Here is a 21682-nt window from a genome sequence, read left to right on the forward strand (position 1 = left end):
CGGCGTCCGCCGCCCGGGAACGGCCCGCAGCGTCCGCCGCCCGGGAGCGTCAGGGCGCGCCGCCGGCGAAGGGCGGCATGCGGAACTTGCGCCGGTAGGCGCCCGGCGCCAGGCCGGTGGTGCGCTTGAACAGGCGGCGGAAGAAGGCCGGGTCCTCGTAGCCGACGTTCCAGCTGATCTCGTCGACCGACGCCTCGGTGCGCTCCAGGCGGCGCTTGGCGTCCTCGATCCGCAGGCGCTGGGCGTAGTCGAGCGGCGCGTGGCCGGTCGCCCGGGTGAAGCGGCGCTTGAAGGTGCGCTCGGCCATGCCCGAGCGCCGGACCATCTCCTCGACCGGGTTGGCCACCGCGAAGTGCCCGGCGAGCCACGCCTGGGCCTGCGCCACCAGGGCGTCGCCGTGGTCGGTGCGCCCGCGGAAGACGATGTAGGGCGTGAGCCCCTCGTGGTGCCACTGCAGCGCGAAGAAGCGGGCCACCGCCTGCGCCGCCGTCGTGCCGACGTGGCGGGCGATCAGGTACAGGACGAGGTCGTGCCAGCTCATCGACGCCCCCGAGGAGACCAGGTCCTCGCGGTCGCCGGACACCACCAGCACGCGCTCCGGGAACAGCGGAACGTGCGGAAAGGCGCGGCGGAAGTGCTCGGCGTAGCCCCAGTGCACGGTCGCCGGCCGGCCGTCGAACCGCCCGGTCTCGGCCAGCAGGAACACGCCCGAGCAGGCCGAGCACAGGACCGCCCCGGCCTCGTGCATGCGCGCCGCCCAGGCGACCAGCTCGGGGTAGCGCCCGCTCCGCCAGCCGGCCTGGCCGACCAGGACGGAGGGGACGATCAGGATGTCCGTCGCCTCGACCTCGGCGACGGCGCGCTGCACCGTGAGCGGCATGCCGCTGGCGAGCCCGACCGGTCCCCGCGCCGCCCCGACGATCTCGACCGCGAAGGGCGGCCGGTCGGGGATGGCGTCGTCGAGCCCGGCCAGCATGCCGAACGCGCCCAGCACGTCGTGGATGCCGGTCAGCGTCGAGACCACGGCATCGGGGAATGCGAGCAGGCTGACGCGCAGTGGCCGGGCGGTTTCCATCGTCGCGGCGCCTCGTCACGAAGGAACGGATGGCACGAACGGACCGGTGCTGGCCGGTGTCGCTCTCGCGCCCCCGGGAGTGCGCGCGCACTCTCCGGGTCCCGGCGCGACGGTGCGCCGGCCTGCACATCATCGGAGAGACCATCATGCGGATCAACCAGCAAGAACTCGACGCGCTTGCCGGCCGGCTGTTCGGCGACCTCTCGGCCGGGTACGGCGGCGTCATGGTCAGCATCGGCACGAAGCTCGGGCTGTACAAGGCGATGGCCGGCGCGGGGCCGCTCAGCTCGGCCGAGGTCGCCCGCCGCTCGGGCTGCGCCGAGCGCTACGTGCGGGAATGGCTGAACTCCCAGGTGGCCGGCGGCTACGTCGCCTACCACGCCGGCAGCCGGACCTACGAGCTGACGCCCGAGCAGGCCACGGTGCTGGCCGACGACGGCAGCCCCTACTACCTGCCCTACGGCTGGCAGGTCGTCGCCTCCATGTGGGCCGACGAGGGGAAGACGCTGGAGGCCTTCCGCACCGGCCGGGGCGTGCCCTGGGGCGACCACGACGAGCGCCTGCTGTGCGGCGTCGCCGGCTTCTTCCGCAACTGCTACAGCGGCAACCTGGTCGGCGCCTGGCTGCCGGCGCTCGACGGCGTGGTCGAACGGCTGCGGGAGGGCGCCACCGTCGCCGACGTGGGCTGCGGGCACGGCCACTCGACGGTGCTGATGGCCCAGGCGTTCCCCGACGCGCGGTTCTGGGGCTTCGACACCCACGAGGGATCGATCGCCGTCGCCCGCCGCCTGGCGGCCGAGGCCGGCCTGTCGGACCGGGTCCGCTTCGAGGTGGCCGGGGCCGACGCCTATCCCGAGCGCGGCTACGACCTGATCTGCTTCTTCGACTGCCTGCACGACATGGGCCGCCCGGTGAAGGCGGCCGAGCACGCGGCGCGGGCGCTCGCCGCCGACGGCACGGTGATGCTGATCGAGCCCTTCGCCGGCGACCGGGTCGAGGACAACGTCAACCCGGTGGGCCGGCTGTACTACGCGGCGTCGACGACCATGTGCTGCGCCCATGCCATCTCGGAGGAGCCGACGCACGTCCTCGGGGCCCAGGCCGGCGAAGGGCGGCTGGCCGAAATCTTCCACCAGGCCGGCTTCCGCCGGCTGCGGCGGGCCGCCGAGACGCCGTTCAACCTGGTCATCGAGGTGCGCCGCTGAGGCCGGGCGGGCGTCGCCGTGCGCGGCGCGCCGGCGCGCACCCGGTCACGCCGCGTCCCGCCCGTCCGCCGGCAGCTCGAAGGCGAAGGTGCTGCCGCGGCCGGGCGCGCTCTCGGCGGCGATCGTGCCGCCGTGGGCCTCGACGATGCTGCGGCAGATGAACAGCCCCAGCCCCACCGAGGAATCCCCCGCCGACGCCTTCACCGAGGTGCGCGAGAAGGGCTGGAAGAGGTGATCCATCTCGTCGGCCGGAATGCCCTTGCCCTGGTCGGCCACGGCGACGCGGACGCCGCCGCCGGCGCGCTCCACCGTCACGGCGACCCGCCCGCCGGCGTCCGAGAACTTGACGGCGTTGGACAGCAGGTTGTTCATCACCTGCTCGATGCGCGGCGGATCGATCGGCACCGGCGGCAGGCCGGCCGCCACCGTGCAGTCGATGACGACGCCGCGGCCCAGGGCGAGGATCTCGTTGCCGTCGACATTCCCCCGCACCAGCGCGCCGATGTCCACCGGCCGGCGCGACAGGGTCAGGCGGCCGGCCTGCAGCGCCGACAGGGACAGCACGTCCTCGATCAGGTGGCGCATGAACTGGCTCGACTCGCGGATGCGCTCCAGCCCGGCCAGGTCGCGCTCCTCCACCCTTCCCTTGAGACGACGCACCAGCATCCAGGCGAAGCCGGCGATGACCTGGAGGGGGGTGCGCAGATCGTGCGCCAGCATGCCCAGCAAGCGGCTCTTCTGCTCGTTGCTGGCCGCCAGCTCGGCGTTGGCCTTGGCCAGCTCGCGCTGGGTCGTGGCGAGCTGGCTGTTGAGCCGGGCCATCTCCTCGAACAGCGCCGCCATCGGCGGCGCCGGCGGCGCGTCGCGCAGGGCGCCCAGCACCGCCGCCAGATCCGGACGGTCGTGGCTCAGGGCTTCGCACAGGCGGTCGGCGCACGCCGGCCCTTCGCAGGCGGCCAGGACGATGGTGCTGCCGAGCGCCCGGCCGGACACGTACAGCGGCCGCTCGGCGCCGTTCAGCCGTACGTCCAGCGGCCAGTCGGTGACGACGCCGTCGCGGCGCAGGGCCGCGAACAGGTCGAGCGCCCGGCCGAACGGCTCCAGCCCGAACAGCACGGGAAACGGCACGTCCCGGCGCCCGGCGAGACCGGGAACGCCGGCGCCCACCCCGTGCACCTCGCGCACCCGGCCGTCGCGGTCGCACACCAGGACGGCGCCGTCGGGCGAAACGGACACCCCGCCGTTCCGTGCCCTCACGGCCGGCCGTTCCCGGCGGCCGCCGACGCGACCAGGCGGCCGGCCGCGTCGACCGCTTCCGCCGCCCCGGCGGCCGAGGCGTCGGCACCGACCTTGCGCCACAGATCCGGATCGATGTTGAAGGGATAGCCGCCGACGAGGACGCAGGGCCGATGCCCTCCGGCGTCGGCACGTACGGCGCGGATCAGCTCGGTCACCTTGCCGATGTGCCCGGTGATGGTGGCCGACACGGCGAGGACGTCGGCCTTGCGCTCGCGCACGGCCCGCACCACCGACGCCGGCGGCGCGTTGGCGCCGATGTAGTAGGTGTCCCAGCCCTCCATCTCGAAGAAGTCGGCGATCATGCGGATGCCGACCTCGTGCAGCTCGCCGCCGACGCACGCCGCGACCATCGACCGGCCGACGCGCGCGGAGGCGAAGATGCGCGGGTACAGCAGCGCCATCGTCGCCTGGGTCGCAGCGGTCGCGAAATGTTCGTGGGCGACGGTGATGCGCCCGGTCTGCCATTGCCGGCCGACCTCCCGCAGCACCGGCTGGAAGACATGGACGTAGGCGTCGCGCACGGTCAGCCCGGCGTCGACCCGGTCGAGCACCAGCGCCGTCGCCCGCCGGCGGTCGCCCGCCAGAAGCGCCGCCAGGAAGGCCTGGGCGAGGTCGGCATGGGGAGCCTCGGCGACGATCAGCGACGGCAGATCGTCGGGCGCCGCCGGCAGCACCGCGAGCGCCGCCGCCACGCAGGACCGCGTGCGCGCCGCCGCCTCGCCGCCGACCGTCTCAGCCACCACGTCGCCGAGGAGGACGAGGTTGTCGGCCAGCTCGTCGGAAGGGATGCCGAGGCCGGCGAACAGCACCTTCACCCAGGCGATGTACTCGCGGAACAGCGCGGGGCTGTCCACCGCCACCGCTTCGCCGAGATACAGCAGATGGTAGCCGACGTCCTCAACGCATTTGTTCCGGCCGGTCGCGCCGTACCGCGCGTACAGCTCCGGCCGCCGCGCGAACTGGCGGTCCACAGCGGTCCTGGCCAATTCCTCTCGCCGAGCGACGATGGACGTCGCCATCTCCATGCATCTTCCCCTTCAGCGGTACCCCGGGCCGTTGCGAAGGGATCTTACACGGCGGTGCGGCGGCGGCACCATCGGCCTTCGGATAGACCCTCAGCGGGTCTTCTGCATGGCGAAGGTCAGACGCTTGACGAGGTCGGTCTTGGACACCGGCTTGACCAGATAGCCCGAGATTCCGTAGGAGATCGCCCGTCTCACGGTGTCCGCCTCGCTGTGGGCCGTCAGCACGACCACCGGCAGGCCGGCCAGCGGGTTGCCGGTCGACGTCCGCAGGGCGTGCAGCAGGTCCAGGCCGCTCATGCGCGGCATTTCCAGGTCGCAGATCACCACGTCGACGGCGCGGCCCTGCTTGCGCAGCACGTCCAGCGCGGCAACGCCGTCTCCCGCCTCCCAGAGCTGCTTGACGTGCAGGTCGTGGAGCAGACGCCCGACCAGCTTGCGGGTGAAGGAGTCGTCCTCCACCAGCAGAACGCCGAGGTCCTCGATCGAGCGCGTCCGCTCCGCGCCCCCGTTCGCCGCCATGGCGCAACACTCCTGCCGCGCTGCCGCAACAAAATTCCTATGCCGTAGCGAAGCGAAGCACCAATCGCTTGTCCATAGCCTTCTCCGGCTGCGCAGGGCTCCGAACTCGGGTTGGCATTCGACGCCGCGACGCCGTATGGTCCGACCGGCCGCCGGACGGCGGCCGCCCGATCCGTCCTGCGCCGCGGAGCCCTCCGCCGATGTCCGCACTGCCGACCGCCGACCCCGCCCACGCCGCGACGGAACCCGAGGCGCTGGCCGAGATCCTGGAGGCAGCCGGCGCCGGCATCGCGGTCACCGATCCGTCCCGCCCGGGGAACCCGCTGGTCTACTGCAACCGCGCCTTCCGCGCGATGACCGGTTACGACGACGGCGAGCTGATCGGCCGAAGCCCGCGCATCCTGCACGGGCCGGGCACCGATCCGGCGACGGCCGGCGACCTCGAGGCCGCCGCCCTGGCCGGCCGGCCGACGGCGGCGGAAATCCTCCACCACCGCAAGGACGGCACGCCGTTCTGGAACGCGGTGACGCTCCGGCCGTTGCGCGCGCCCGACGGCACGGTGCGCCGCTGCATCGTCTCCTGCAGCGACGTCACCGACCGGCGCCGGTCCGAGGAGGCGCTGCGCGACGCCCAGGAGCAACTCACCCGCCTCGCCGCGGAAACCTTCGCCCTGGCCGAGGACCTCGACCGCGCGCGCGAGGACGCGGAGGCCGCCCGCCTCGCCGCGGAGAACGCGAGCCGCGCCAAGTCCCGCTTCCTGGCCATGATGAGCCACGAGCTTCGCACGCCCATGACGGGGGTGATCGGCATGGGCGACCTGCTGCTGCAGACCGGCCTCAGCGACGCGCAGCGGGGGATGGTGGCGACGCTGCAGCGGTCGGCCGACGCCCTCCTGACCATCCTCAACGACGTGCTCGACTTCTCCAAGATCGAGGCCGGGCAGCTGACGCTGGAGGAGATCGAGTTCTCGCTGGCGCGGCTGCTCGACGACGTTTCCCAGCTGTTCCTCGGACACGCCGCCGCCAAGGGCCTCACCCTGTCCACCGCCATCGCCGACGGCACGCCGACCGACCTGCGCGGCGACCCGACCCGCCTGCGGCAGATCCTGTTCAACCTGGTCGGGAACGCCGTCAAGTTCACCGACCACGGGCACGTGGAGGTGCGCGTCCGGTGCGCCCCGGACGGCGGCGGGCCCGAGACGGTCACCCTGTGCTTCGAGGTGAGCGACACCGGCATCGGCATGACGCCGGACCAGCAGGCGCGCCTGTTCCATCCCTTCGTGCAGGCCGACGCCTCGACCACCCGAAAGTACGGCGGCACCGGGCTGGGGCTCGCCATCTGCCAGCGCCTGGTCGAAACGATGGGCGGCGGCATCGCCGCCGCCAGCACTCCCGGCCGAGGCTCCGCCTTCCGCTTCTCCGTCCGCCTGCGCCCGGTGTCCGCCCCACCGCCGCGCCGCGACGCACACACACCGGCGCCGACGGTGCGTCCGGACGCCGCCGCACGGCCGCGCCTGCTGCTGGCCGAGGACAACGACGTCAACCGCATGCTGGTGACGACCATGCTCACCGGCATGGGATACCCGATCGATGCCGTCCCCGACGGCCAAGCCGCGCTGCAGGCGCTGCAGGACGCGGCCTACGACCTCCTTCTCCTCGACATGGAAATGCCGGTGCTGGACGGCGGCGCCACCGCCCGGGCCATCCGCGGTTCGCCGGACCCGCTGTCCCGCCTGCCCATCGTCGGCCTGTCCGCCGACGCCCTGCCCGAGCACCGCGACCGTCACATGGCGAACGGCCTCGACGCCTACCTCACCAAGCCCGTCGACTGGAAGCGGCTGGACGCCGTCATCCGTGAGCTGACCTCGCGGCCGCGGCGGATGACCGGGCCGGCGGCGCCCGGCGGTTCCGCCGAACCGGCCGACGGCGGATTCGCCGCGATTCCCCTCGTCGACCGCGTCAAGCTTGCCGAGCTGCGGGTGGCGCTCGGCGGTGCGGGTCTCGCCGGCATGCTGCGCCTGATGCCGCAGACGGCCGAACGCGAGATCCGGGCGATCCGCCTGGCCCTGCACGACGACCGGCCCGGCGCCATCAAGGCGGCGGCCCACACCCTGGTCGGGCTGGCCGCCAACTTCGGCGCTCCGCGCCTGACCGCCGTCGCCCGTGCGGTGGAGGACGGCCACGCCCACGCCGGTCGCGTGTCGGCTCTGCTGCCGCTGCTGGAGGCCGCCGCCGCCGACACCGACCGCGCCCTCGGCGCGTACGACGACGCGACGGCGAAGGGCTGACCCCCTCGGCACACGCGGAGGGGGCGCCGGGCCGAGCCCGGCACCCCCGCGTGCCCGTCGCCATGGGCCAGCCCTGAGGACCGGCCCTTGCGACGGGGATTACTGCGCGCGCTCGCGCAGCGAGGTCATGGTGTCGTTGTACTCGAACGACTCCATCGCCTGGAGCTGGTCGCGGGTGGTGTCGACCGACAGCCCGTCGCGCTGGGCGTCGAACGAGAGCCGGTCGTAGTCCAGCGCCACGTCGTGCTCGCCGATGCCGAGGAAGCCGCCGACGGCGACCACCACCTGCTGGATGCGACCGCTGTCACGGTCGAGGATCACGTCCTCCACCTCGCCGATGTCGTCGCCGGTGCGGGAATAGACGTCGCGGCCCAGCAGCTCCTCGACCCGCATGCCGGCGGGCCAGCCCTGGATGCCGTAGTCCTGCTGGCCGGCGGCGGCCATGTCGGCATTCCCGGCATTCGGGTCGGTCACTGCCAGATCGCTGTCGCTGCGCTCGGCCCCGGCAGCGCCCGGCCGGGCATCGGCGCCGACGTCCGCCTGCTGCTGCCGCTCGACGTCGACCTGCGGCTCGCCCTGCTGCTCCACCGTCACCTGCGGCTCGCCTTGACGCTCCACCGTCACCTCGGGACGGGCCTGCTCCACCGTCACTTGCGGGCGGGACTGCTCGACGCTCACCTCGGGACGCGCCTGCTCGACCGTCACCTCGGGGCGGGCCTGCTGCACCGTCACCTCAGGACGCGCCTGCTGCACGGTCACCTCGGGACGCGGCTGCTGCACCGTCACCTCGGGCCGGGGCTGCTGGACCGTCACTTCCGGCGGTCGGGTCTGCACCTGAACCTGCGGCTGCTCGGTCTGGACGGCGACCTGCGGCGGGCGCGACTCGACCTGCACCTGAGGCGGCGCGGCCTCGACGGCGATCTGCGGATTGGCGGGATCGACGTTGATCTGCGCGCCCTCGGCGTCGGAACGCTGCTGGCGCCCGCCGGTCTCCTCGACGGCGACGATCACCGCCTCGACGTCGTCGATCGCCCGCATGGCGTCCGGACCGACGTTGCCCTGACTGCCGACCGCCGACATCGCCGACTGGGAGCTCGTCTCGAGGCGGGTGCCGACCTGGCGGTACTGGACATCGGCCTTGAGGTCGGCGGCGGCGTCCTTCAGGTCCTGGAGCGCTTGGCGCACCTGGGTGCGGGCGTGCTGCCCCGCGTCGTCGGACTTCGCGATGTCCTGGCGGGCCTGCTGAAGCGTCTGCTTCGCCTGACGGATGGTGTCCTTGGCGCTTTCGATCTCGGCCGACGCGGTCTGGCCGCCCTGCTGCGACGACGGCGTCGGCTGGTTCTGGGTGGACTGCCCCTGTTGCCCCTGCTGAGCGGAGGCAAGCCCCGGCAGGGCCAGCGACAGGACAACCGCGGTGGTCATGAGAAGCGGCGTTCGCATGGTAGTCTCCGACGGTTTCATGGCGTTCGTTGGCGGCGCCGAGGAAGGAACCGAGGCTCCCCCTGACGTCCACGCCCTGCGAACCGAAGGGGCGCCGGATGGTTCCGCTGCGGATTCGTGACATCGCGCCCCGGCGGGGCGGCGTCAGCTTGCCAGGAGATCGACCGTGCTGCCCTCGCGGGCCGCGAAGACCGGCGGCCATTGGGCCTGCGCCTGCGCCTCGATGGCCGCCATGGCGGCGTCGTCGTGGTCGGGGTCGTGGTGGAACAGGGCCAGCCGCTTCACGCCGGCCTGCCGGCACAGCCGCACCCCCTCGGTCCAGGTCGAGTGGCCCCACCCCACCCTCTGCGCGAATTCCGCATCGGTGTAGGTCGCATCGTAGAGGACCAGGTCCGCCCCGGCGATGAGATCGAGCACGTTGCGGTCGGGCTGCCCCGGCACGTGCTCGGTGTCGGTGACGTAGGCCAGCGCCTTGCCGGCGCATTCCAGCCGGTAGCCGGTGGCGCCGTCGGGGTGGTTGAGGGCCGCGGTGCGCGCCCGCACGCCGCCGCCGAGGTCGACGGTGTCGCCCGCCTGCAGCTCGACGTACTCGAGGTCGCCGCCCATGGTCCGCAAGGGCACCGGGAACAGCGGCCGTTCCATCTGCCGCGCCAGCACCGCCTCGATGCCGGGGTTGCCGGTGACGTGGGCGCTGACGATGCGCAGCGCGAAGCCGCGGGTGTAGGCCGGGGCGAAGAAGGGAAAGCCGCTGATGTGGTCGAGGTGGGTGTGGCTGAGCAGCAGGGTGGCGGCGCCGACGCCGTCCTTGAGCAGGCGGCGGCCGAGCAGGCGGATGCCCGTTCCCGCGTCGAGGATGATGGTCTGGCCGGCGGCCTGGACCTCGACGCACGCGGTGTTGCCGCCGAACGCCATGTGCGATCGGGCGGGACACGGTATCGTCCCGCGGACGCCCCAGAAGGTCACGCTGAAGTTCATGCCCACCTCGCCACCCACGGCGGGAACTCTAGCACAGTTCGCGGTCGCCGTGGCGATCGTCGCCGAACGGCGCCGCGCCGGCGCCGATGTGGTCGAACGGCGCCTCGGCGGCGCCGATGATGTCGACGACGCGCGCCTCGCAGTCGCGGCGCAGCGCGCAGCCGGCGCAGGCCGCCGGCGGGCAGCCGCGAGCCGCCTTCAGCGCGGCGAGTGCCGCCAGCATGGTCCGCTTCGACGCGCGCGTCACCACGTCGGAGCCGACGACGCACACGAACGCCTCCTGGAGAATGTCGTCGGCCGCCGGCCGCAGATCAATCCGCATCTGGGTCGCCCTCCCGTCCCGAGGAGTGTGCGCAGCGGTTTGTTTCGCCAGGATTGCGCGGTTGTAAGCGGGTGAAACAATCATGCCCTTCCGGGCGGCGCCCGGCGCTCAGTGATAGCCTTCGGCGTCAGCCACCTTGCCGCGGAACACGCGGTAGGAGAATACGGTGTAGGCGAGGATGATCGGCAGCAGCACGACCACGCCGACGAGCAGGAACAGCTGCGAATCGGCGGGCGAGGCGGCATCCCAGATGGTCAGCACCCGCGGCACGATGTAGGGCCAGAGGCTGATCGCAAGGCCGAGGAAGGACAGCAGGAACAGCACCATCACCAGGACGAAGGGCGCCGTCTCCCGCCGCCGCGCGAGCGCGGCGAACAGGCCGGCGACCGTCAGCGCGGTCACCACCGGGACCGGTGCCAGGTAGAGGAGGTTGGGCATGGCGAACCAGCGCTCGGCGATCTGCGGATGGGTCAGCGGCGTCCACACGCTGACCACGACGACGAACACGGCCACCAGCACCGTCAGGACGCGGGCGGCGGCGAAGGCGCGGTCCTGCAGCGCTCCGGCGGTGCGCATCACCAGCCAGGTCGCTCCCAGCAGGGCGTAGCCGCACACCAGCCCGACGGCCGTCATCACGCTGAACGGGCTCAGCCAGTCGAACGGCCCGCCGACGTAGCGCCAGCCGCCGCCGGCCAGCGGCTCGAGCGCGATCCCGTCGATGTAGGCGCCGAGCAGCATCCCCTGGGCGGACGTCGCGACCAGTGAGCCGAAGAAGAAGGAGGCGTCCCACCACGGGCGTTGCAGGCGGGTCTTGAAGCGGAATTCGAAGGCGACCCCGCGGAAGATCAGGCCGAACAGCATGACCATCACCGGCAGGTAGAAGGCCGGCAGGATCGTCGCGTAGGCCAGCGGGAAGGCGCCGAGAAGGGAGGCCCCGCCGAGGATCAGCCAGGTCTCGTTGCCATCCCACACCGGGGCCACGCTGTTCATCATGGTGTCGCGCTCCGCCTTGTCCCGGGTGAAGGGGAAGAGGATGCCGACCCCCAGGTCGAAACCGTCCAGCAGCACGTACATGAAGACGCCGAGCGCGATGATGGCGCTCCACACCAGGGACAGGTCGACGGACATGGCGACGCCTCCTCAGCCGGCGCTGTTGACGATGGCCCGCACCTTCTCCTGGAAGTGCGGCGGGTTCGTGCCGTAGTCGGGCCCGCTGCGCACCATGCGCAGGAAGAACACCAGGAAGGCGACGAACAGGACGGTGTAGGCGAGGATGAAGAGCGCGAACGTCCAGGCCACCGAGGCGACGGGCAGCTCCGACACGCCCTCGGCGGTCCGCTGCAGCCCGTAGACCACCCAGGGCTGGCGCCCCACCTCGGTGGTCACCCAGCCCGCCAACACCGCGACGAAGCCCAGGGGCGAGGTCGCGATCGCCAGGCGCTGGAACCAGCGGCTGTCGTAGAGCCGCCCTGTCCAGCGCAGATAGAGGCCGGCCAACGCCATGGCGATGAACAGCAGGCCGATCCCCACCATCAGCCGGAACGACCAGAAGACGACCGTCACGGGCGGCCGGTCCTCGGGCGGCACGTCCTTCAGGCCGTGGAGGACGCCGTCCAGCGAATGGGTGAGGATCAGGCTGCCGACGCGTGGGATGCCGATCTCGAAGGCGTTGCGCGCCGCGGCCTCGTCGGGCCAAGCGAACAGAAGGAAGGGAACGCCGGGACCGGTTTCCCAGATCGCCTCCATGGCGGCGATCTTCATCGGCTGGTGCTCCAGCGTGTTCAGGCCGTGCAGGTCGCCGATCACGAGCTGCGCCGGGGCGGCGACCAGCGCCATCCACAGCGCCAGCGAGAAGGCGCGGCGGGCGAACGCCTCGTGCAGGCCTTCGATCAGGTACCAGGCCGACACGCCGGCCACCAGGAAGGCGGTCGCCAGCAGCGACGCCGTCACCATGTGCGCGAAGCGGTAGGGAAAGGAGGGGTTGAACACCGCCGCCCACCAGTCGGTCGCGACGACCCGGCCGTCGACGATGTCGAAGCCGGCCGGCGTCTGCATCCAGGAGTTGCCGGAGAGGATCCAGAAGGCGGAGATGATGGTGCCGAGCGCCACCATGCAGGTGGCGAAATAATGGACACGGGCGCCGACCCGCTGCCAGCCGAACAGCATGATGCCGAGGAACCCGGCCTCCAGGAAGAAGGCGGTCAGCACCTCGTAGCTGATGATCGGTCCCAGGAGGTTGCCGGTGAAGGCGGAGAAGCGGCCCCAGTTGGTGCCGAGCTGATAGCTCAGCACCAGCCCCGACACCACGCCGACGCCGAACGCCAGGGCGAACACCGCGTTCCAGAATCGCAGCAGACGGTAGGCCCCGGGGTCGCCGCGCCGCAGCCAGTCCCCTTCGAGAACCACCAGGAACAGGCCGAGGCCGATGGTGAGCGTCGGGAACAGGATGTGGAAACCGATGGTGAAGGCGAACTGGAGACGGCTCAGGAACAGCACGTCGAGGTCCATGCCTCTCTCCCTGGCGCGCGTGGGGGCAGGACCCGCCGGAGGATTCCCGGGGGCTGGAGGGCAAATGGGCCGGTCGCCGCCGCGATCCAATATGGGAGAGGGTGTAAGCCGCTGGTCCTAGGCAGGACGGCGCAGGCCGGCCCGCCGGCGCGGCTCGGGCCGGCTACCCCTTGGCCAGCCGGTCGAACGCCTGCAGGCGGGCCAGCAGCGCCGGCATCTCGGCGAGCGGGACCATGTTGGGGCCGTCGCTGGGCGCCCGGTCGGGGTCCTGGTGGGTCTCGACGAAGAGCGCGGCGACGCCGACGGCGACGGCGGCACGGGCGAGCACGGGGACGAACTCCCGCTGGCCGCCCGACGAGGTGCCCTGCCCGCCCGGCTGCTGGACGGAATGGGTGGCGTCGAACACCACGGGGAAGCCGGTCTCGGCCATGATCGGCAGGGCGCGGAGGTCGGACACCAGGGTGTTGTAGCCGAAGCTGACGCCGCGCTCGCACAGCAGCACGTTCTCGTTGCCGGCCGCCGCCAGCTTGGCGGCGACGTTCCTCATGTCCCAGGGGGCCAGGAACTGGCCCTTCTTGACGTTGACCGCCCGCCCGGTCCGCGCCGCCGCCACCAGAAGGTCGGTCTGCCGGCACAGGAAGGCCGGGATCTGCAGGACGTCCACCACCTCGGCGACGGGGGCGCACTGCTGCGTCTCGTGCACGTCGGTGAGCACCGGGCAGCCGAACCGCTCCTTGATCTCGGCGAAGATCGGCAGCGCCCCTTCGAGGCCCAGCCCGCGGGCGGCGTTGATCGAGGTGCGGTTGGCCTTGTCGAAGGACGACTTGTAGATCAGGCCGATGCCGAGCCTGCCGCAGATCTCGGCCAGCGTCCCGGCCATCTCCAGCGCGTGCTCGCGGCTCTCCATCTGGCAGGGGCCGGCGATCAGCACGAAGGGCCGGTCGTTGGCGACGGACAGGGAGCCGATGCGGACGGTGCGGACGGTGGTCATGGGGCGCTCCTGGAAGGGCCGGCGGGCCGGGCGGCCTTGCATCTCAGAAATGGTGGCCCGCGGTCAACCGTTACAGGGCCCGCCGCGCCGCGGCCCTCCGACGGGAAGGCGGCCGCGCCGAGGATGATGAGGACGCACAGACCGCCGAAGACCTGCATCATCAGGGCGAAGCCGCCCTGCTCGTGCAGCCAGGCCACCAGGCCGACCGACGCGCCCGCGGCGGTGTAGCCGAGGAAGTAGCGCGCGGCGAAGGCGCGCGCGCGCCATTCCTCGCTCGTGTAGCGGCCGACCATGGCGTCGTTGACCGTCACCTGCCCGAACATGCCGACGACGACGCCGATCATGACGAGGACGAGAGGCAGGCCGGACAGGCCGGCACCGAGCACGAGCAGCGGCGCCAGCAGCAGCGACAGCGGCAGGAAGACGGCCTTCAGCGAATGGCGGTCGATCAGCCGGCCGATCGTCAACTGGGCCACCGCGCCGAACAGATAGACGCCAGCGGCGATCGCCCCGAGTTGCGCCGGGCTCGCCGCGAGGTCGGTCAGGCGCTCGGCGAACAGCTTCGGCAGCGCCACGGTGACGGCGTTGAACGTCGTCGAGCTGGCGACCACGGCGAGCACCAGCGCCGCCAGGACACGCCCCATCGCCCGCTTCGACACCCGCACGGCGGGGCGTGCCGCCGGGCGTCCGGCGCGGACCTCGTGACGGACCGTCCGCAGGAAGGCGAAGCCGGCGGCGAGGGCGACGAGGCCGGGCAGGATGAAGGCCCAGCGCCAGCCGATGGACTGGCAGACGAGGCCGGTGACGAGGGCGGACGAGGCGACGCCGACGTTGCCCCAGACGCCGTTCACCCCGACCTCGCGCCCCAGCCGGTCGGCGTAGGACACGAGCATGGCGGTGCCGACGGGGTGGTAGATGGCGGCGAACAGGCCGACCGCCAGCAGGGCCGCGCCGAGCTGCAGCGGCGTCCGCACCAGCCCGACCGCGATCATGGCCGCGCCGATGCCGAGGAAGAAGACGGCCATCATGTGCCGCCGGCTCCAGCGGTCGCCGAGCCAGCCGGCCGGCAGCGAGCCGGCCCCGAAGGCGACGAAGCCCGGCGTCGCGTAGGGCAGCAGGTCGGCGTACGCCATGCCGAACGCCGGCGCCATGACGACGACCGCGGCCGCGAAGACCAGCATCGCGTAGTGGTCGATGAAGTGGGCGGCGTTCACGAAGCCGATCACCGTCGCCGGACGGTTCCCCGGGCGGTCCATGCGCATCCTCCTTTCCTGACGGGCTGCGCGCAGGATAGGCTGGCGAGAATCCGACGAGAGGCCAATGATCATCGCCGACACGCCAGCCGCTCCACCGCCGCGGGTGCGGGCGATGGCCCGCTTCTACCCGCGCGGCACGCGCCTGGACCCGCACAGCCACGAGGAGGAGGCGCAGCTCCTGTTCGCGCCCCGCGGCGTCATGCAGGTGACCACGCCGAAAGGACGTTGGCTGGTGCCGCCGCAGCGGGCCGTCTGGTTGCCGCCGGACCTGGCGCACGCGGTCGACATGCTGGCCGACATCGACATGCGTTCGCTCTACGTGGAGCGGGAGTGGCTGGCGGCCCATCCCGAGGCCCCGCGGCTCGGCCGGGAGTTCGTCGTCGCCGTCGGGCCGCTGCTGCGCGAGCTGGTCCTGGCGCTGTTCGGCGGCGGCGAAGGCCGGCACGCCGGCCAGCGGCACGACCTGCTCGCGCGCCTTACGCTCTTCGAGCTGGCCGAGGCGGAGGACGCGGCGACCTTCATACCGCTGCCCAGCGATCCGCGGGCGCGGCGCGTCGCCGAGCTGGTGCTCGCCGACCCGGGGGGCGCGCAGGACCTCGACTCCCTGGCCCGCGCCGCCGGCGCCTCGTCGCGCACCATCACGCGGCTGTTCGCCGCCGAGACCGACCTGGCCTTCCGGCAGTGGCGCCAGCGCGCCCGCATCCTGTCCGCCGTCGAGACGCTGGGCAGCCGGCGGGTGCCCATCAAGCAGCTCGCGGTCCGCCTCGGCTTCTCCAGCGTCGCCGCCTTCGGCCACGCGTTCCGTCAGGTCATGGGGACGACGCCGCGCGCCTTCCTTGAGCGCTCGGTCGGCGCGGAGGGGCGGTGAGCGGCGCGCGGCAAGGTTCCCCTTGCTCTTCGACGATGACCTGCGCTGAATGCTCTCAAGGGGTACAACCGACGGGGAATGCGATGAGGGTCAGCACAGCCATCGCCGCCGGCCTGCTGGCCGGCACCGCGACGCTCGGCGCCGTTCCGGCCGCCGCGCAGATTTACGTCACCGCCGAAACCGGCTGGTCCTGGGCGTCGAACGCCGGCCTGGACGACCGCGACGGCTACACCGCCGCGACCTGCCAAATCTGCGTGCCGGGCAGCCTGGACGAGCTCGGCGACAGCCCGTTCGTCGGACTCGGCGTCGGCTACCGCGTGTCGGACCTGCTGCGCGCGGACGTCATCCTGTCCTACCGCGGCGGCTACGGCCTGGACGACCGGGATTCGGCCGGCGTCGACTACGACGCCGACGTCCGTTCCCTGGCGCTGATGCTGAACGGCTACGTGGACCTGCCGGTGGAGGCGTTCGGCGTGCGCCCCTACCTGACGGCGGGCATCGGCGTCGCCCGCAACCGGACGTCCTCGATCCACCAGTCCTGGTCGGACGATCCTTTCGTCCCGCCCGGCACCCAGGACGACCCCGGCGGCGGAGCGACGGCCTTCGTCTGGTCGCTGGGCGCCGGCGCCAGCGCCACCCTGGCGGAGGGCATCGTCCTCGACGTCGGCTACCGCTACGTCGATCTCGGCCGGCTGGAGACGGACCGCGGCACCAGCACCTACCAGGACGAGACGACGCCGGCCTTCGGCTACGCCAGCAACGGCCTCGAAGGCCACCTCCGGGCCAGCGAGGTGCGGGTGGCGCTGCGCTACCAGTTCTGACGGGGCTCCCATGCCGGCCCGGGGGCGCCGCCGCCCCCGGGGCCCCGGCTCACACCAGCCGGCTTTGGGCGATCGCCGCCTTGATGAAGGAGGTGAACAGCGGGTGCGGGTCGAACGGCTTGGACTTCAGCTCGGGATGGAACTGCACGCCGATGAACCAGGGGTGGTCGGGGATCTCGACGATCTCCGGCAGCTCGCCGTCGGGCGACAGGCCGGAGAACAGCATCCCGACCTTCTCCAGCCGGTCCTTGTAGTAGACGTTGACCTCGTAGCGGTGGCGGTGCCGTTCGGAGATCTCCCTGGCGCCGTAGATGTCGGCCACCTTGGAGTCCGGCAGCAGCGTCGCCGGATAGGCGCCGAGCCGCATGGTGCCGCCGAGGTCGCCGGCCTCGGCGCGCTTCTCCAGGGCGTTGCCGCGCATCCACTCGGTCATCAGGCCGACCACCGGGTTGCCGGGCCGGCCCAGCTCGGTGGAGCCGGCGTCGACGATGCCGGCGAGGTTGCGGGCCGCCTCGATCACCGCCATCTGCATGCCGAAGCAGATGCCGAAATAGGGCACCTTGCGCTCGCGCGCGAACTGGGCGGCGCGGATCTTCCCCTCGGTGCCGCGCGAGCCGAAGCCGCCGGGCACCAGGATGCCGTGCACCCCTTCCAGCCGCTGGACGGCGCCGTCGGTCTCGAAGATCTCCGAGTCGATCCAGTCCAGCCGGACCTTGACGTTGTTGGCGATGCCGCCGTGGGTCAGCGCCTCGCCCAGCGACTTGTAGCTGTCGAGCAGGCTCGTGTACTTGCCGACCACGGCGATGGTGACCTCGCCGTTGGGGCGGCGCACCCGCTCGACGATGTCGGTCCAGCGGCTGAGGTCCGGCTCGCCGGCGGTCGGCAGGCCGAAATACTCCAGCACCTGGGTGTCGAAGCCCTCCTCGTGGTAGCTGATCGGCACCTGGTAGATGGTGTCGACGTCGAGGGCGGCGATCACCCGCTCCGGGCGGATGTTGCAGAACAGCGCGATCTTGCGGCGCTCGCCGTCGGGAATCGGCCGGTCGGCGCGGCACAGCAGGATGTTGGCCTGGATGCCGACCGACAGCAGCTCCTTCACCGAATGCTGGGTCGGCTTCGTCTTCAGCTCGCCGGCGGTGGGGATGTAGGGCAGCAGGGTCAGATGGACGAACAGCGCGCGCTCCGGCCCGACCTCGTTGCCGAACTGGCGGATGGCCTCCAGGAAGGGCAGCGACTCGATGTCGCCGACGGTGCCGCCGATCTCGCAGAGGATGAAGTCCTCGTCGCCGACGTCGGCGCGGATGAACTCCTTGATCTGGTCGGTGACGTGGGGGATCACCTGGACGGTGCCGCCGAGATAGTCGCCGCGGCGCTCCTTCTCGATGACCGTCTTGTAGATGCGCCCCGTCGTGACGTTGTCGCCGCGCCGCGCCGCCACGCCGGTGAAGCGCTCGTAGTGGCCGAGGTCGAGGTCGGTCTCGGCCCCGTCGTCGGTGACGAACACCTCGCCGTGCTGGTAGGGGCTCATGGTGCCGGGATCGACGTTGAGGTAGGGGTCCAGCTTGCGCAGGCGGACCTTGTAGCCGCGCGCCTGCAGGAGCGCCCCCAGCGCCGCCGACGCCAGGCCCTTGCCCAGCGAGGAAACGACACCGCCCGTGATGAAGATGTACCGCGTCATGATCGTCCCAAGACCTTCGCGCCGGAATCCGTCCCCGAACCGGGAATCCAGGTTCCCCAAACGAAAGAGGCGGCTTCGGGGGCGCCGCCTCTCGTGCCGTCGTCCGCCGGGGCGGACGGGATGACGCCGACTCGCGGCGCCGGGCCCATCACTGGGCGACCGGCGGCGCCGGAACGGCGGGAGTGGCAGGGGCGGCGGGAGCCGCCGGCTGCTCGGCCGGGGCGGCCGGCAGGTTGTCGATGATCGAGGTCGGCGCGCGGTGCGCGCCGCCCAGGATCGCCAGCACGACGCTGGTCGCCATGAAGCAGGCGGCGAGGATCGCCGTCGTGCGGGTCAGCAGGTTGGCGGTGCCGCGCGCCGTCATCATGCCGCCCATGGTGCCGCCGCCGATACCGAGCCCGCCGCCTTCCGACCGCTGGATCAGGATGACGCCGACCAGCGCCACGGCGATCAGCAGATGAATGACCAGAACCACCGACTCCATGAACCCGCTTCCTTCCAGACCTGGCCGCGAGGACCGACCCCTGTGCCCAAACCGAGAGCGCGCCGCGGGCCGTGTGGGGGCCCGGGGCGCGCGTGCCACGCCGTTTTAACGCGGTCCGTCCGAGGACGCTAGCGGCAACTCGCGGCGATCGCCCAGAAATCGTCCGCCTGCAGCGAGGCGCCGCCGACCAGCGCCCCGTCGACGTCGGCCACCGCCAGCAGTTCCGCCGCGTTGGCCGGCTTCACCGAACCGCCGTACAGGATGCGCACCCCGTCGGCGTCGGGCAGGCGGGCGCGCAGCGTCTCGCGGATGAAGCCGTGCATGTCGGCGACGTCCTGCGGCGTCGCCGTCTTGCCCGTGCCGATCGCCCACACCGGCTCGTAGGCGACCACCGTGTTGGCCGCGGTGGCGCCCTCCGGCAGGGACCCGGCGACCTGGCGGCCGACCACCTCCCTGGCCGCTCCGGCGTCGCGCTCGGCCTCCGTCTCGCCGACGCAGACGATGGCGACCAGCCCCCGGGAATGGGCGGCGGCGGCCTTGGCGGCGATCATGGCGTCGCCTTCGCCGTGGTCCTGGCGCCGTTCGGAATGGCCGACGATGACGTAGCGGCAGCCGGCGTCGACCAGCATCGCCGCCGCGACGTCGCCGGTGTGGGCGCCCTTCTGCTGGGGCGCGCAGTCCTGGCCGCCGAGCGCCAGCGGGCTGTCGGCGATCGCCTCGCCGACCGGGAACAGCAGCGGGAACGGCGGGCACACCAGCATGTCGAAGGCGACTCTCCCAGCCCCCTTCAGCCGCCCGGCGAGGTCGGAGGCGAGCGCCAGCCCGTCGGCCTTCAGCCCGTTCATCTTCCAGTTCCCGGCAATCAGCGTGCGACGTTCGGCCATGGCGTGGTGTCCTCCGGGGCTCTTGTCGTTGGCATCGACGCTGTCTATCAGGTGGCCGCGGCGTTTTCCACTGCCCGACCGGGTTGAATCCCCCTACCCGGGGCCGGCGGCGGTCCCACGGATTCCGCACTGCCGAGGCCACACCCTCCGTGCTAGGGTCGCGCCGGTCGTTTCCACAGGATTGCGGAGCCATGCGCCATCGTCCGATGCTTCTGGGTCTCGCGCTGCTGCTGGCCGCCTGCCAGTCGAAGGAGCGGGTCGCCTCCCTGCCGCCACCCGAACCGCCGGCCCGCGCCGCGCCGGGGCTCGATCCGGTGGCCGGGGAATGGGCGGCGGACCGGGCGCTGGCGCTGTACGCCCAGCCGACCACCGGATCGGCGGTGGTGGCCCGCCTCGGGCCGGGACAGCCGGTGACGGTGAAGGGCCGCGCCCGCGGCACCGACTGGATCGCCGTCGCGACCGGCGGCGGCACGGGGTACGTGCGCCTCCACCTGCTGCGCCTGCGCGGCGAGCCGCGCGCCGCCGGCCCGGTCATCATGCCCAAGCCCGCCGACAACGCCGGCCCGGCGGTGAAGGCGGCGCCGCGCCGCAAGATCGAGGCGGAGCCCCTGCCGGCGTCCTGAGCGCCGGCCGCCGCCGGCTCACCGCGCCAGCGGGCAGCCGCTGCGGGCGGGCGCGACGAACGCCTCATCGGCGGGGACGGTGGCGACGACGGCGTAGTCGTCCCACGGGCCCGCCGATTCGGCCGGCGCCTTGACCCGGACCAGCGACAGGTCGTGGAACATGCGGCCGTTGGCGGCGATGCGGCCGTGCGGGGTGAACGGGTCCTCGACGGGTGCCGCCCTCATGGCCGCCGCCACCGTCGGACCGTCGTCGGTCCCGGTCGCCGCCACGGCCTTGAGATAATGCCGCACCGCGGAGTAGACGCCGGCCTCCACCATGGTGGGCGGACGTCCCGCCTTCGCCGCGAAGGCCGCCGACCAGGCGCGGGCGGAGGCGTCGCGGTCCCAATAGAACGCGGTGGTCAGCCACAGCCCCTGCGCGGTCTCCAGACCGAGGGCCTCGACGTCGGGCAGGAACAGCAGGAGGGCGGCCAGGCGTCGGCCGCTCCGGGCGATGCCGAGCCCGGCGGCCTGCCGGACGGCGCGCACCGCGTCGCCACCGGCGCTGGCCAGGGCGATCACGTCGGCCCCCGACGCCTGCGCCTGCTTCAGGAACGGCGTGAGGTCGGCCCCATCCAACGGATGCCGCACGCTGCCCAGCACCCGTCCCCCGGCCGCCGCCACGGCGTGAGCCGCGGCATCCTCGAGCGCATGGCCGAAGGCGTAGTCGGCGGTGACGAAGAACCACGTCCGCCCGCCCTCCCGGGTCAGCGCCGTGGCGGTGCCGACCGCCAGCGCGCGGGCGTCGTAGGTCCAGTGGAACCCGGTCGGCGAACAGAAGTCGCCGGTCAGCCGCCCGGTCGCCGGCGCCGACGCCAGCACGACCCGGCCCTTCGCCCTGGCGACCTCCTGCACCGCCAGCGCCGCGGCGGAGTTCGGCACGTCGGCGATGGCGTCCACCCCCTTGCGGTCGATCCAGTCGCGGGCGGTGGCGGCGGCGACCTCCGCCCGGTTGCGATGGTCGGCCACCAGGATCTCGATCGGCCGGCCGGCGATCCGCCCGCCGAGCTCGGCCGCCGCCAGGCGCGCCGCCACGGCCGAGCCGTCCGCGGCAAGTCCGGCCAGCGGCCCGGTGCCGTCGCCCAGCACCCCGACGCGGATGGCCCTGTCGCTCATCTCCGCCCGCGCCGCCGCGGTGCCGAGCGCCACCACGGCGGCGGCGGTCACGGCGGCGGTCACGACGGTCTTCAGCATCTCCCGGACTCCCCAAACGGTTCGTGCCGCGCCCCGGCCCGCCGGATCGGCCACCCCCTCCCGATGACCATAGGTCACCTGGCATGGTAGACTGACCGTCCGCCATCGCCGACACTGCCCGGGGCCGCGGCACCGCACGTCCGCGCGACGGCGAACCCGCCGGACCGGCGCCCTATGGGGGAGGAAAG

Annotated in this window: 20 protein-coding genes; 5 read left to right on the forward strand and 15 right to left on the reverse strand. The window is 72.6% G+C overall.

The window, feature by feature from the left end; genetic code table 11:
* Positions 1 to 49: 49 nt before the first annotated feature.
* Entirely contained in the window at positions 50 to 1075 is a 1026-nt protein-coding gene (locus ACSBPG_RS06750; RefSeq protein WP_435536363.1) for a GlxA family transcriptional regulator, read from the reverse strand.
* Between the two features lie 146 nt (positions 1076 to 1221).
* Here ACSBPG_RS06750 and ACSBPG_RS06755 point away from each other — a divergent pair, with 146 nt between their 5' ends.
* The gene (locus tag ACSBPG_RS06755) at positions 1222 to 2280 is read left to right on the forward strand and encodes a class I SAM-dependent methyltransferase (protein ID WP_435536364.1); all 1059 of its coding nucleotides are present in this window, start codon (positions 1222 to 1224) and stop codon (positions 2278 to 2280) included.
* 45 nt (positions 2281 to 2325) lie between these two features.
* Here the strand turns inward: ACSBPG_RS06755 and ACSBPG_RS06760 are convergent, their stop codons facing one another.
* The 3 genes from ACSBPG_RS06760 to ACSBPG_RS06770 form a co-directional block, all read right to left on the reverse strand.
* The gene (locus tag ACSBPG_RS06760) at positions 2326 to 3516 is read right to left on the reverse strand and encodes a sensor histidine kinase (RefSeq protein ID WP_435536365.1); all 1191 of its coding nucleotides are present in this window, start codon (positions 3514 to 3516) and stop codon (positions 2326 to 2328) included.
* 17 nt (positions 3517 to 3533) lie between these two features.
* Positions 3534 to 4604, reverse strand: coding sequence for a cobalamin-dependent protein (locus ACSBPG_RS06765; RefSeq protein WP_435536366.1), 1071 nt, complete (start codon positions 4602 to 4604; stop codon positions 3534 to 3536).
* A gap of 90 nt (positions 4605 to 4694) precedes the next feature.
* Positions 4695 to 5123, reverse strand: coding sequence for a response regulator (locus ACSBPG_RS06770; RefSeq protein ID WP_435536367.1), 429 nt, complete (start codon positions 5121 to 5123; stop codon positions 4695 to 4697).
* A gap of 200 nt (positions 5124 to 5323) precedes the next feature.
* Here ACSBPG_RS06770 and ACSBPG_RS06775 point away from each other — a divergent pair, with 200 nt between their 5' ends.
* On the forward strand, positions 5324 to 7411 hold the full coding sequence (locus ACSBPG_RS06775) for an ATP-binding protein (RefSeq protein WP_435536368.1): 2088 nt from the start codon (positions 5324 to 5326) through the stop codon (positions 7409 to 7411).
* A 99-nt stretch (positions 7412 to 7510) separates the two neighbouring features.
* Here the strand turns inward: ACSBPG_RS06775 and ACSBPG_RS06780 are convergent, their stop codons facing one another.
* The 7 genes from ACSBPG_RS06780 to ACSBPG_RS06810 form a co-directional block, all read right to left on the reverse strand.
* The gene (locus ACSBPG_RS06780; protein WP_435536369.1) at positions 7511 to 8851 is read right to left on the reverse strand and encodes a PRC-barrel domain-containing protein; all 1341 of its coding nucleotides are present in this window, start codon (positions 8849 to 8851) and stop codon (positions 7511 to 7513) included.
* Positions 8852 to 8995: 144 nt separating this feature from the next.
* Positions 8996 to 9826 carry an MBL fold metallo-hydrolase gene (locus ACSBPG_RS06785; RefSeq protein ID WP_435536370.1) on the reverse strand — a complete coding sequence of 277 codons (831 nt, stop codon included), beginning with the start codon at positions 9824 to 9826 and terminating at the stop codon, positions 8996 to 8998.
* Between the two features lie 28 nt (positions 9827 to 9854).
* Positions 9855 to 10148 carry a hypothetical protein gene (locus ACSBPG_RS06790; protein ID WP_435536371.1) on the reverse strand — a complete coding sequence of 98 codons (294 nt, stop codon included), beginning with the start codon at positions 10146 to 10148 and terminating at the stop codon, positions 9855 to 9857.
* A gap of 108 nt (positions 10149 to 10256) precedes the next feature.
* The gene (gene cydB / locus ACSBPG_RS06795; protein WP_435536372.1) at positions 10257 to 11276 is read right to left on the reverse strand and encodes a cytochrome d ubiquinol oxidase subunit II; all 1020 of its coding nucleotides are present in this window, start codon (positions 11274 to 11276) and stop codon (positions 10257 to 10259) included.
* Positions 11277 to 11288: 12 nt separating this feature from the next.
* Positions 11289 to 12656, reverse strand: a complete 1368-nt coding sequence (locus tag ACSBPG_RS06800; RefSeq protein ID WP_435536373.1) for a cytochrome ubiquinol oxidase subunit I — start codon at positions 12654 to 12656, stop codon at positions 11289 to 11291.
* A 163-nt stretch (positions 12657 to 12819) separates the two neighbouring features.
* Positions 12820 to 13647, reverse strand: coding sequence for a 3-deoxy-8-phosphooctulonate synthase (gene kdsA / locus ACSBPG_RS06805; protein ID WP_435536374.1), 828 nt, complete (start codon positions 13645 to 13647; stop codon positions 12820 to 12822).
* The gene (locus ACSBPG_RS06810) at positions 13644 to 14903 is read right to left on the reverse strand and encodes an MFS transporter (RefSeq protein WP_435536375.1); all 1260 of its coding nucleotides are present in this window, start codon (positions 14901 to 14903) and stop codon (positions 13644 to 13646) included. The genes kdsA and ACSBPG_RS06810 overlap by 4 nt, the downstream gene beginning before the upstream one ends.
* A 64-nt stretch (positions 14904 to 14967) precedes the next feature.
* On the opposite strand from ACSBPG_RS06810, the gene ACSBPG_RS06815 reads away from it, so the two are divergent.
* Together ACSBPG_RS06815 and ACSBPG_RS06820 are read left to right on the forward strand one after the other, a co-directional pair.
* Positions 14968 to 15771, forward strand: a complete 804-nt coding sequence (locus ACSBPG_RS06815) for a helix-turn-helix domain-containing protein (protein ID WP_435536376.1) — start codon at positions 14968 to 14970, stop codon at positions 15769 to 15771.
* A gap of 83 nt (positions 15772 to 15854) precedes the next feature.
* Complete coding sequence (locus ACSBPG_RS06820) at positions 15855 to 16592, forward strand: outer membrane protein (RefSeq protein ID WP_435536377.1); 738 nt, start codon at positions 15855 to 15857, stop codon at positions 16590 to 16592.
* Between the two features lie 49 nt (positions 16593 to 16641).
* On the opposite strand, the gene ACSBPG_RS06825 is transcribed toward ACSBPG_RS06820, so the two are convergent.
* From ACSBPG_RS06825 to tpiA, 3 genes are all read right to left on the reverse strand, one after another.
* Positions 16642 to 18270 carry a CTP synthase gene (locus tag ACSBPG_RS06825; RefSeq protein ID WP_435536378.1) on the reverse strand — a complete coding sequence of 543 codons (1629 nt, stop codon included), beginning with the start codon at positions 18268 to 18270 and terminating at the stop codon, positions 16642 to 16644.
* 148 nt (positions 18271 to 18418) lie between these two features.
* The gene (secG, locus tag ACSBPG_RS06830; protein ID WP_435536379.1) at positions 18419 to 18754 is read right to left on the reverse strand and encodes a preprotein translocase subunit SecG; all 336 of its coding nucleotides are present in this window, start codon (positions 18752 to 18754) and stop codon (positions 18419 to 18421) included.
* A gap of 128 nt (positions 18755 to 18882) precedes the next feature.
* Positions 18883 to 19638, reverse strand: coding sequence for a triose-phosphate isomerase (gene tpiA, locus ACSBPG_RS06835; protein ID WP_435536380.1), 756 nt, complete (start codon positions 19636 to 19638; stop codon positions 18883 to 18885).
* Positions 19639 to 19829: 191 nt separating this feature from the next.
* Between tpiA and ACSBPG_RS06840 the strand changes: the two genes are divergently transcribed.
* Positions 19830 to 20261, forward strand: a complete 432-nt coding sequence (locus ACSBPG_RS06840) for an SH3 domain-containing protein (RefSeq protein ID WP_435536381.1) — start codon at positions 19830 to 19832, stop codon at positions 20259 to 20261.
* Between the two features lie 18 nt (positions 20262 to 20279).
* Here ACSBPG_RS06840 and ACSBPG_RS06845 read toward each other — a convergent pair whose 3' ends face one another.
* Positions 20280 to 21494 carry an ABC transporter substrate-binding protein gene (locus ACSBPG_RS06845; RefSeq protein WP_435536382.1) on the reverse strand — a complete coding sequence of 405 codons (1215 nt, stop codon included), beginning with the start codon at positions 21492 to 21494 and terminating at the stop codon, positions 20280 to 20282.
* Positions 21495 to 21682: the final 188 nt, after the last annotated feature.

This window comes from Azospirillum sp. ST 5-10, assembly GCF_051225715.1.
Classification (GTDB): Bacteria; Pseudomonadota; Alphaproteobacteria; order Azospirillales; family Azospirillaceae; genus Azospirillum.

Excerpts from the sequence above, each read along its gene's own strand:
- kdsA (WP_435536374.1), bottom strand. The coding sequence starts at position 13,647 with ATGACCACCGTCCGCACCGTCCGCATCGGCTCCCTGTCCGTCGCCAAC.
- ACSBPG_RS06815 (WP_435536376.1), top strand. The coding sequence starts at position 14,968 with ATGATCATCGCCGACACGCCAGCCGCTCCACCGCCGCGGGTGCGGGCG.
- ACSBPG_RS06770 (WP_435536367.1), bottom strand. The coding sequence starts at position 5,123 with ATGGCGGCGAACGGGGGCGCGGAGCGGACGCGCTCGATCGAGGACCTC.
- ACSBPG_RS06775 (WP_435536368.1), top strand. The coding sequence starts at position 5,324 with ATGTCCGCACTGCCGACCGCCGACCCCGCCCACGCCGCGACGGAACCC.
- ACSBPG_RS06765 (WP_435536366.1), bottom strand. The coding sequence starts at position 4,604 with ATGGAGATGGCGACGTCCATCGTCGCTCGGCGAGAGGAATTGGCCAGG.
- ACSBPG_RS06840 (WP_435536381.1), top strand. The coding sequence starts at position 19,830 with ATGCGCCATCGTCCGATGCTTCTGGGTCTCGCGCTGCTGCTGGCCGCC.
- ACSBPG_RS06800 (WP_435536373.1), bottom strand. The coding sequence starts at position 12,656 with ATGGACCTCGACGTGCTGTTCCTGAGCCGTCTCCAGTTCGCCTTCACC.
- ACSBPG_RS06755 (WP_435536364.1), top strand. The coding sequence starts at position 1,222 with ATGCGGATCAACCAGCAAGAACTCGACGCGCTTGCCGGCCGGCTGTTC.
- ACSBPG_RS06810 (WP_435536375.1), bottom strand. The coding sequence starts at position 14,903 with ATGGACCGCCCGGGGAACCGTCCGGCGACGGTGATCGGCTTCGTGAAC.
- ACSBPG_RS06785 (WP_435536370.1), bottom strand. The coding sequence starts at position 9,826 with ATGAACTTCAGCGTGACCTTCTGGGGCGTCCGCGGGACGATACCGTGT.
- secG (WP_435536379.1), bottom strand. The coding sequence starts at position 18,754 with ATGGAGTCGGTGGTTCTGGTCATTCATCTGCTGATCGCCGTGGCGCTG.
- ACSBPG_RS06750 (WP_435536363.1), bottom strand. The coding sequence starts at position 1,075 with ATGGAAACCGCCCGGCCACTGCGCGTCAGCCTGCTCGCATTCCCCGAT.
- ACSBPG_RS06820 (WP_435536377.1), top strand. The coding sequence starts at position 15,855 with ATGAGGGTCAGCACAGCCATCGCCGCCGGCCTGCTGGCCGGCACCGCG.
- ACSBPG_RS06845 (WP_435536382.1), bottom strand. The coding sequence starts at position 21,494 with ATGCTGAAGACCGTCGTGACCGCCGCCGTGACCGCCGCCGCCGTGGTG.
- ACSBPG_RS06825 (WP_435536378.1), bottom strand. The coding sequence starts at position 18,270 with ATGACGCGGTACATCTTCATCACGGGCGGTGTCGTTTCCTCGCTGGGC.
- ACSBPG_RS06790 (WP_435536371.1), bottom strand. The coding sequence starts at position 10,148 with ATGCGGATTGATCTGCGGCCGGCGGCCGACGACATTCTCCAGGAGGCG.
- tpiA (WP_435536380.1), bottom strand. The coding sequence starts at position 19,638 with ATGGCCGAACGTCGCACGCTGATTGCCGGGAACTGGAAGATGAACGGG.
- cydB (WP_435536372.1), bottom strand. The coding sequence starts at position 11,276 with ATGTCCGTCGACCTGTCCCTGGTGTGGAGCGCCATCATCGCGCTCGGC.
- ACSBPG_RS06780 (WP_435536369.1), bottom strand. The coding sequence starts at position 8,851 with ATGCGAACGCCGCTTCTCATGACCACCGCGGTTGTCCTGTCGCTGGCC.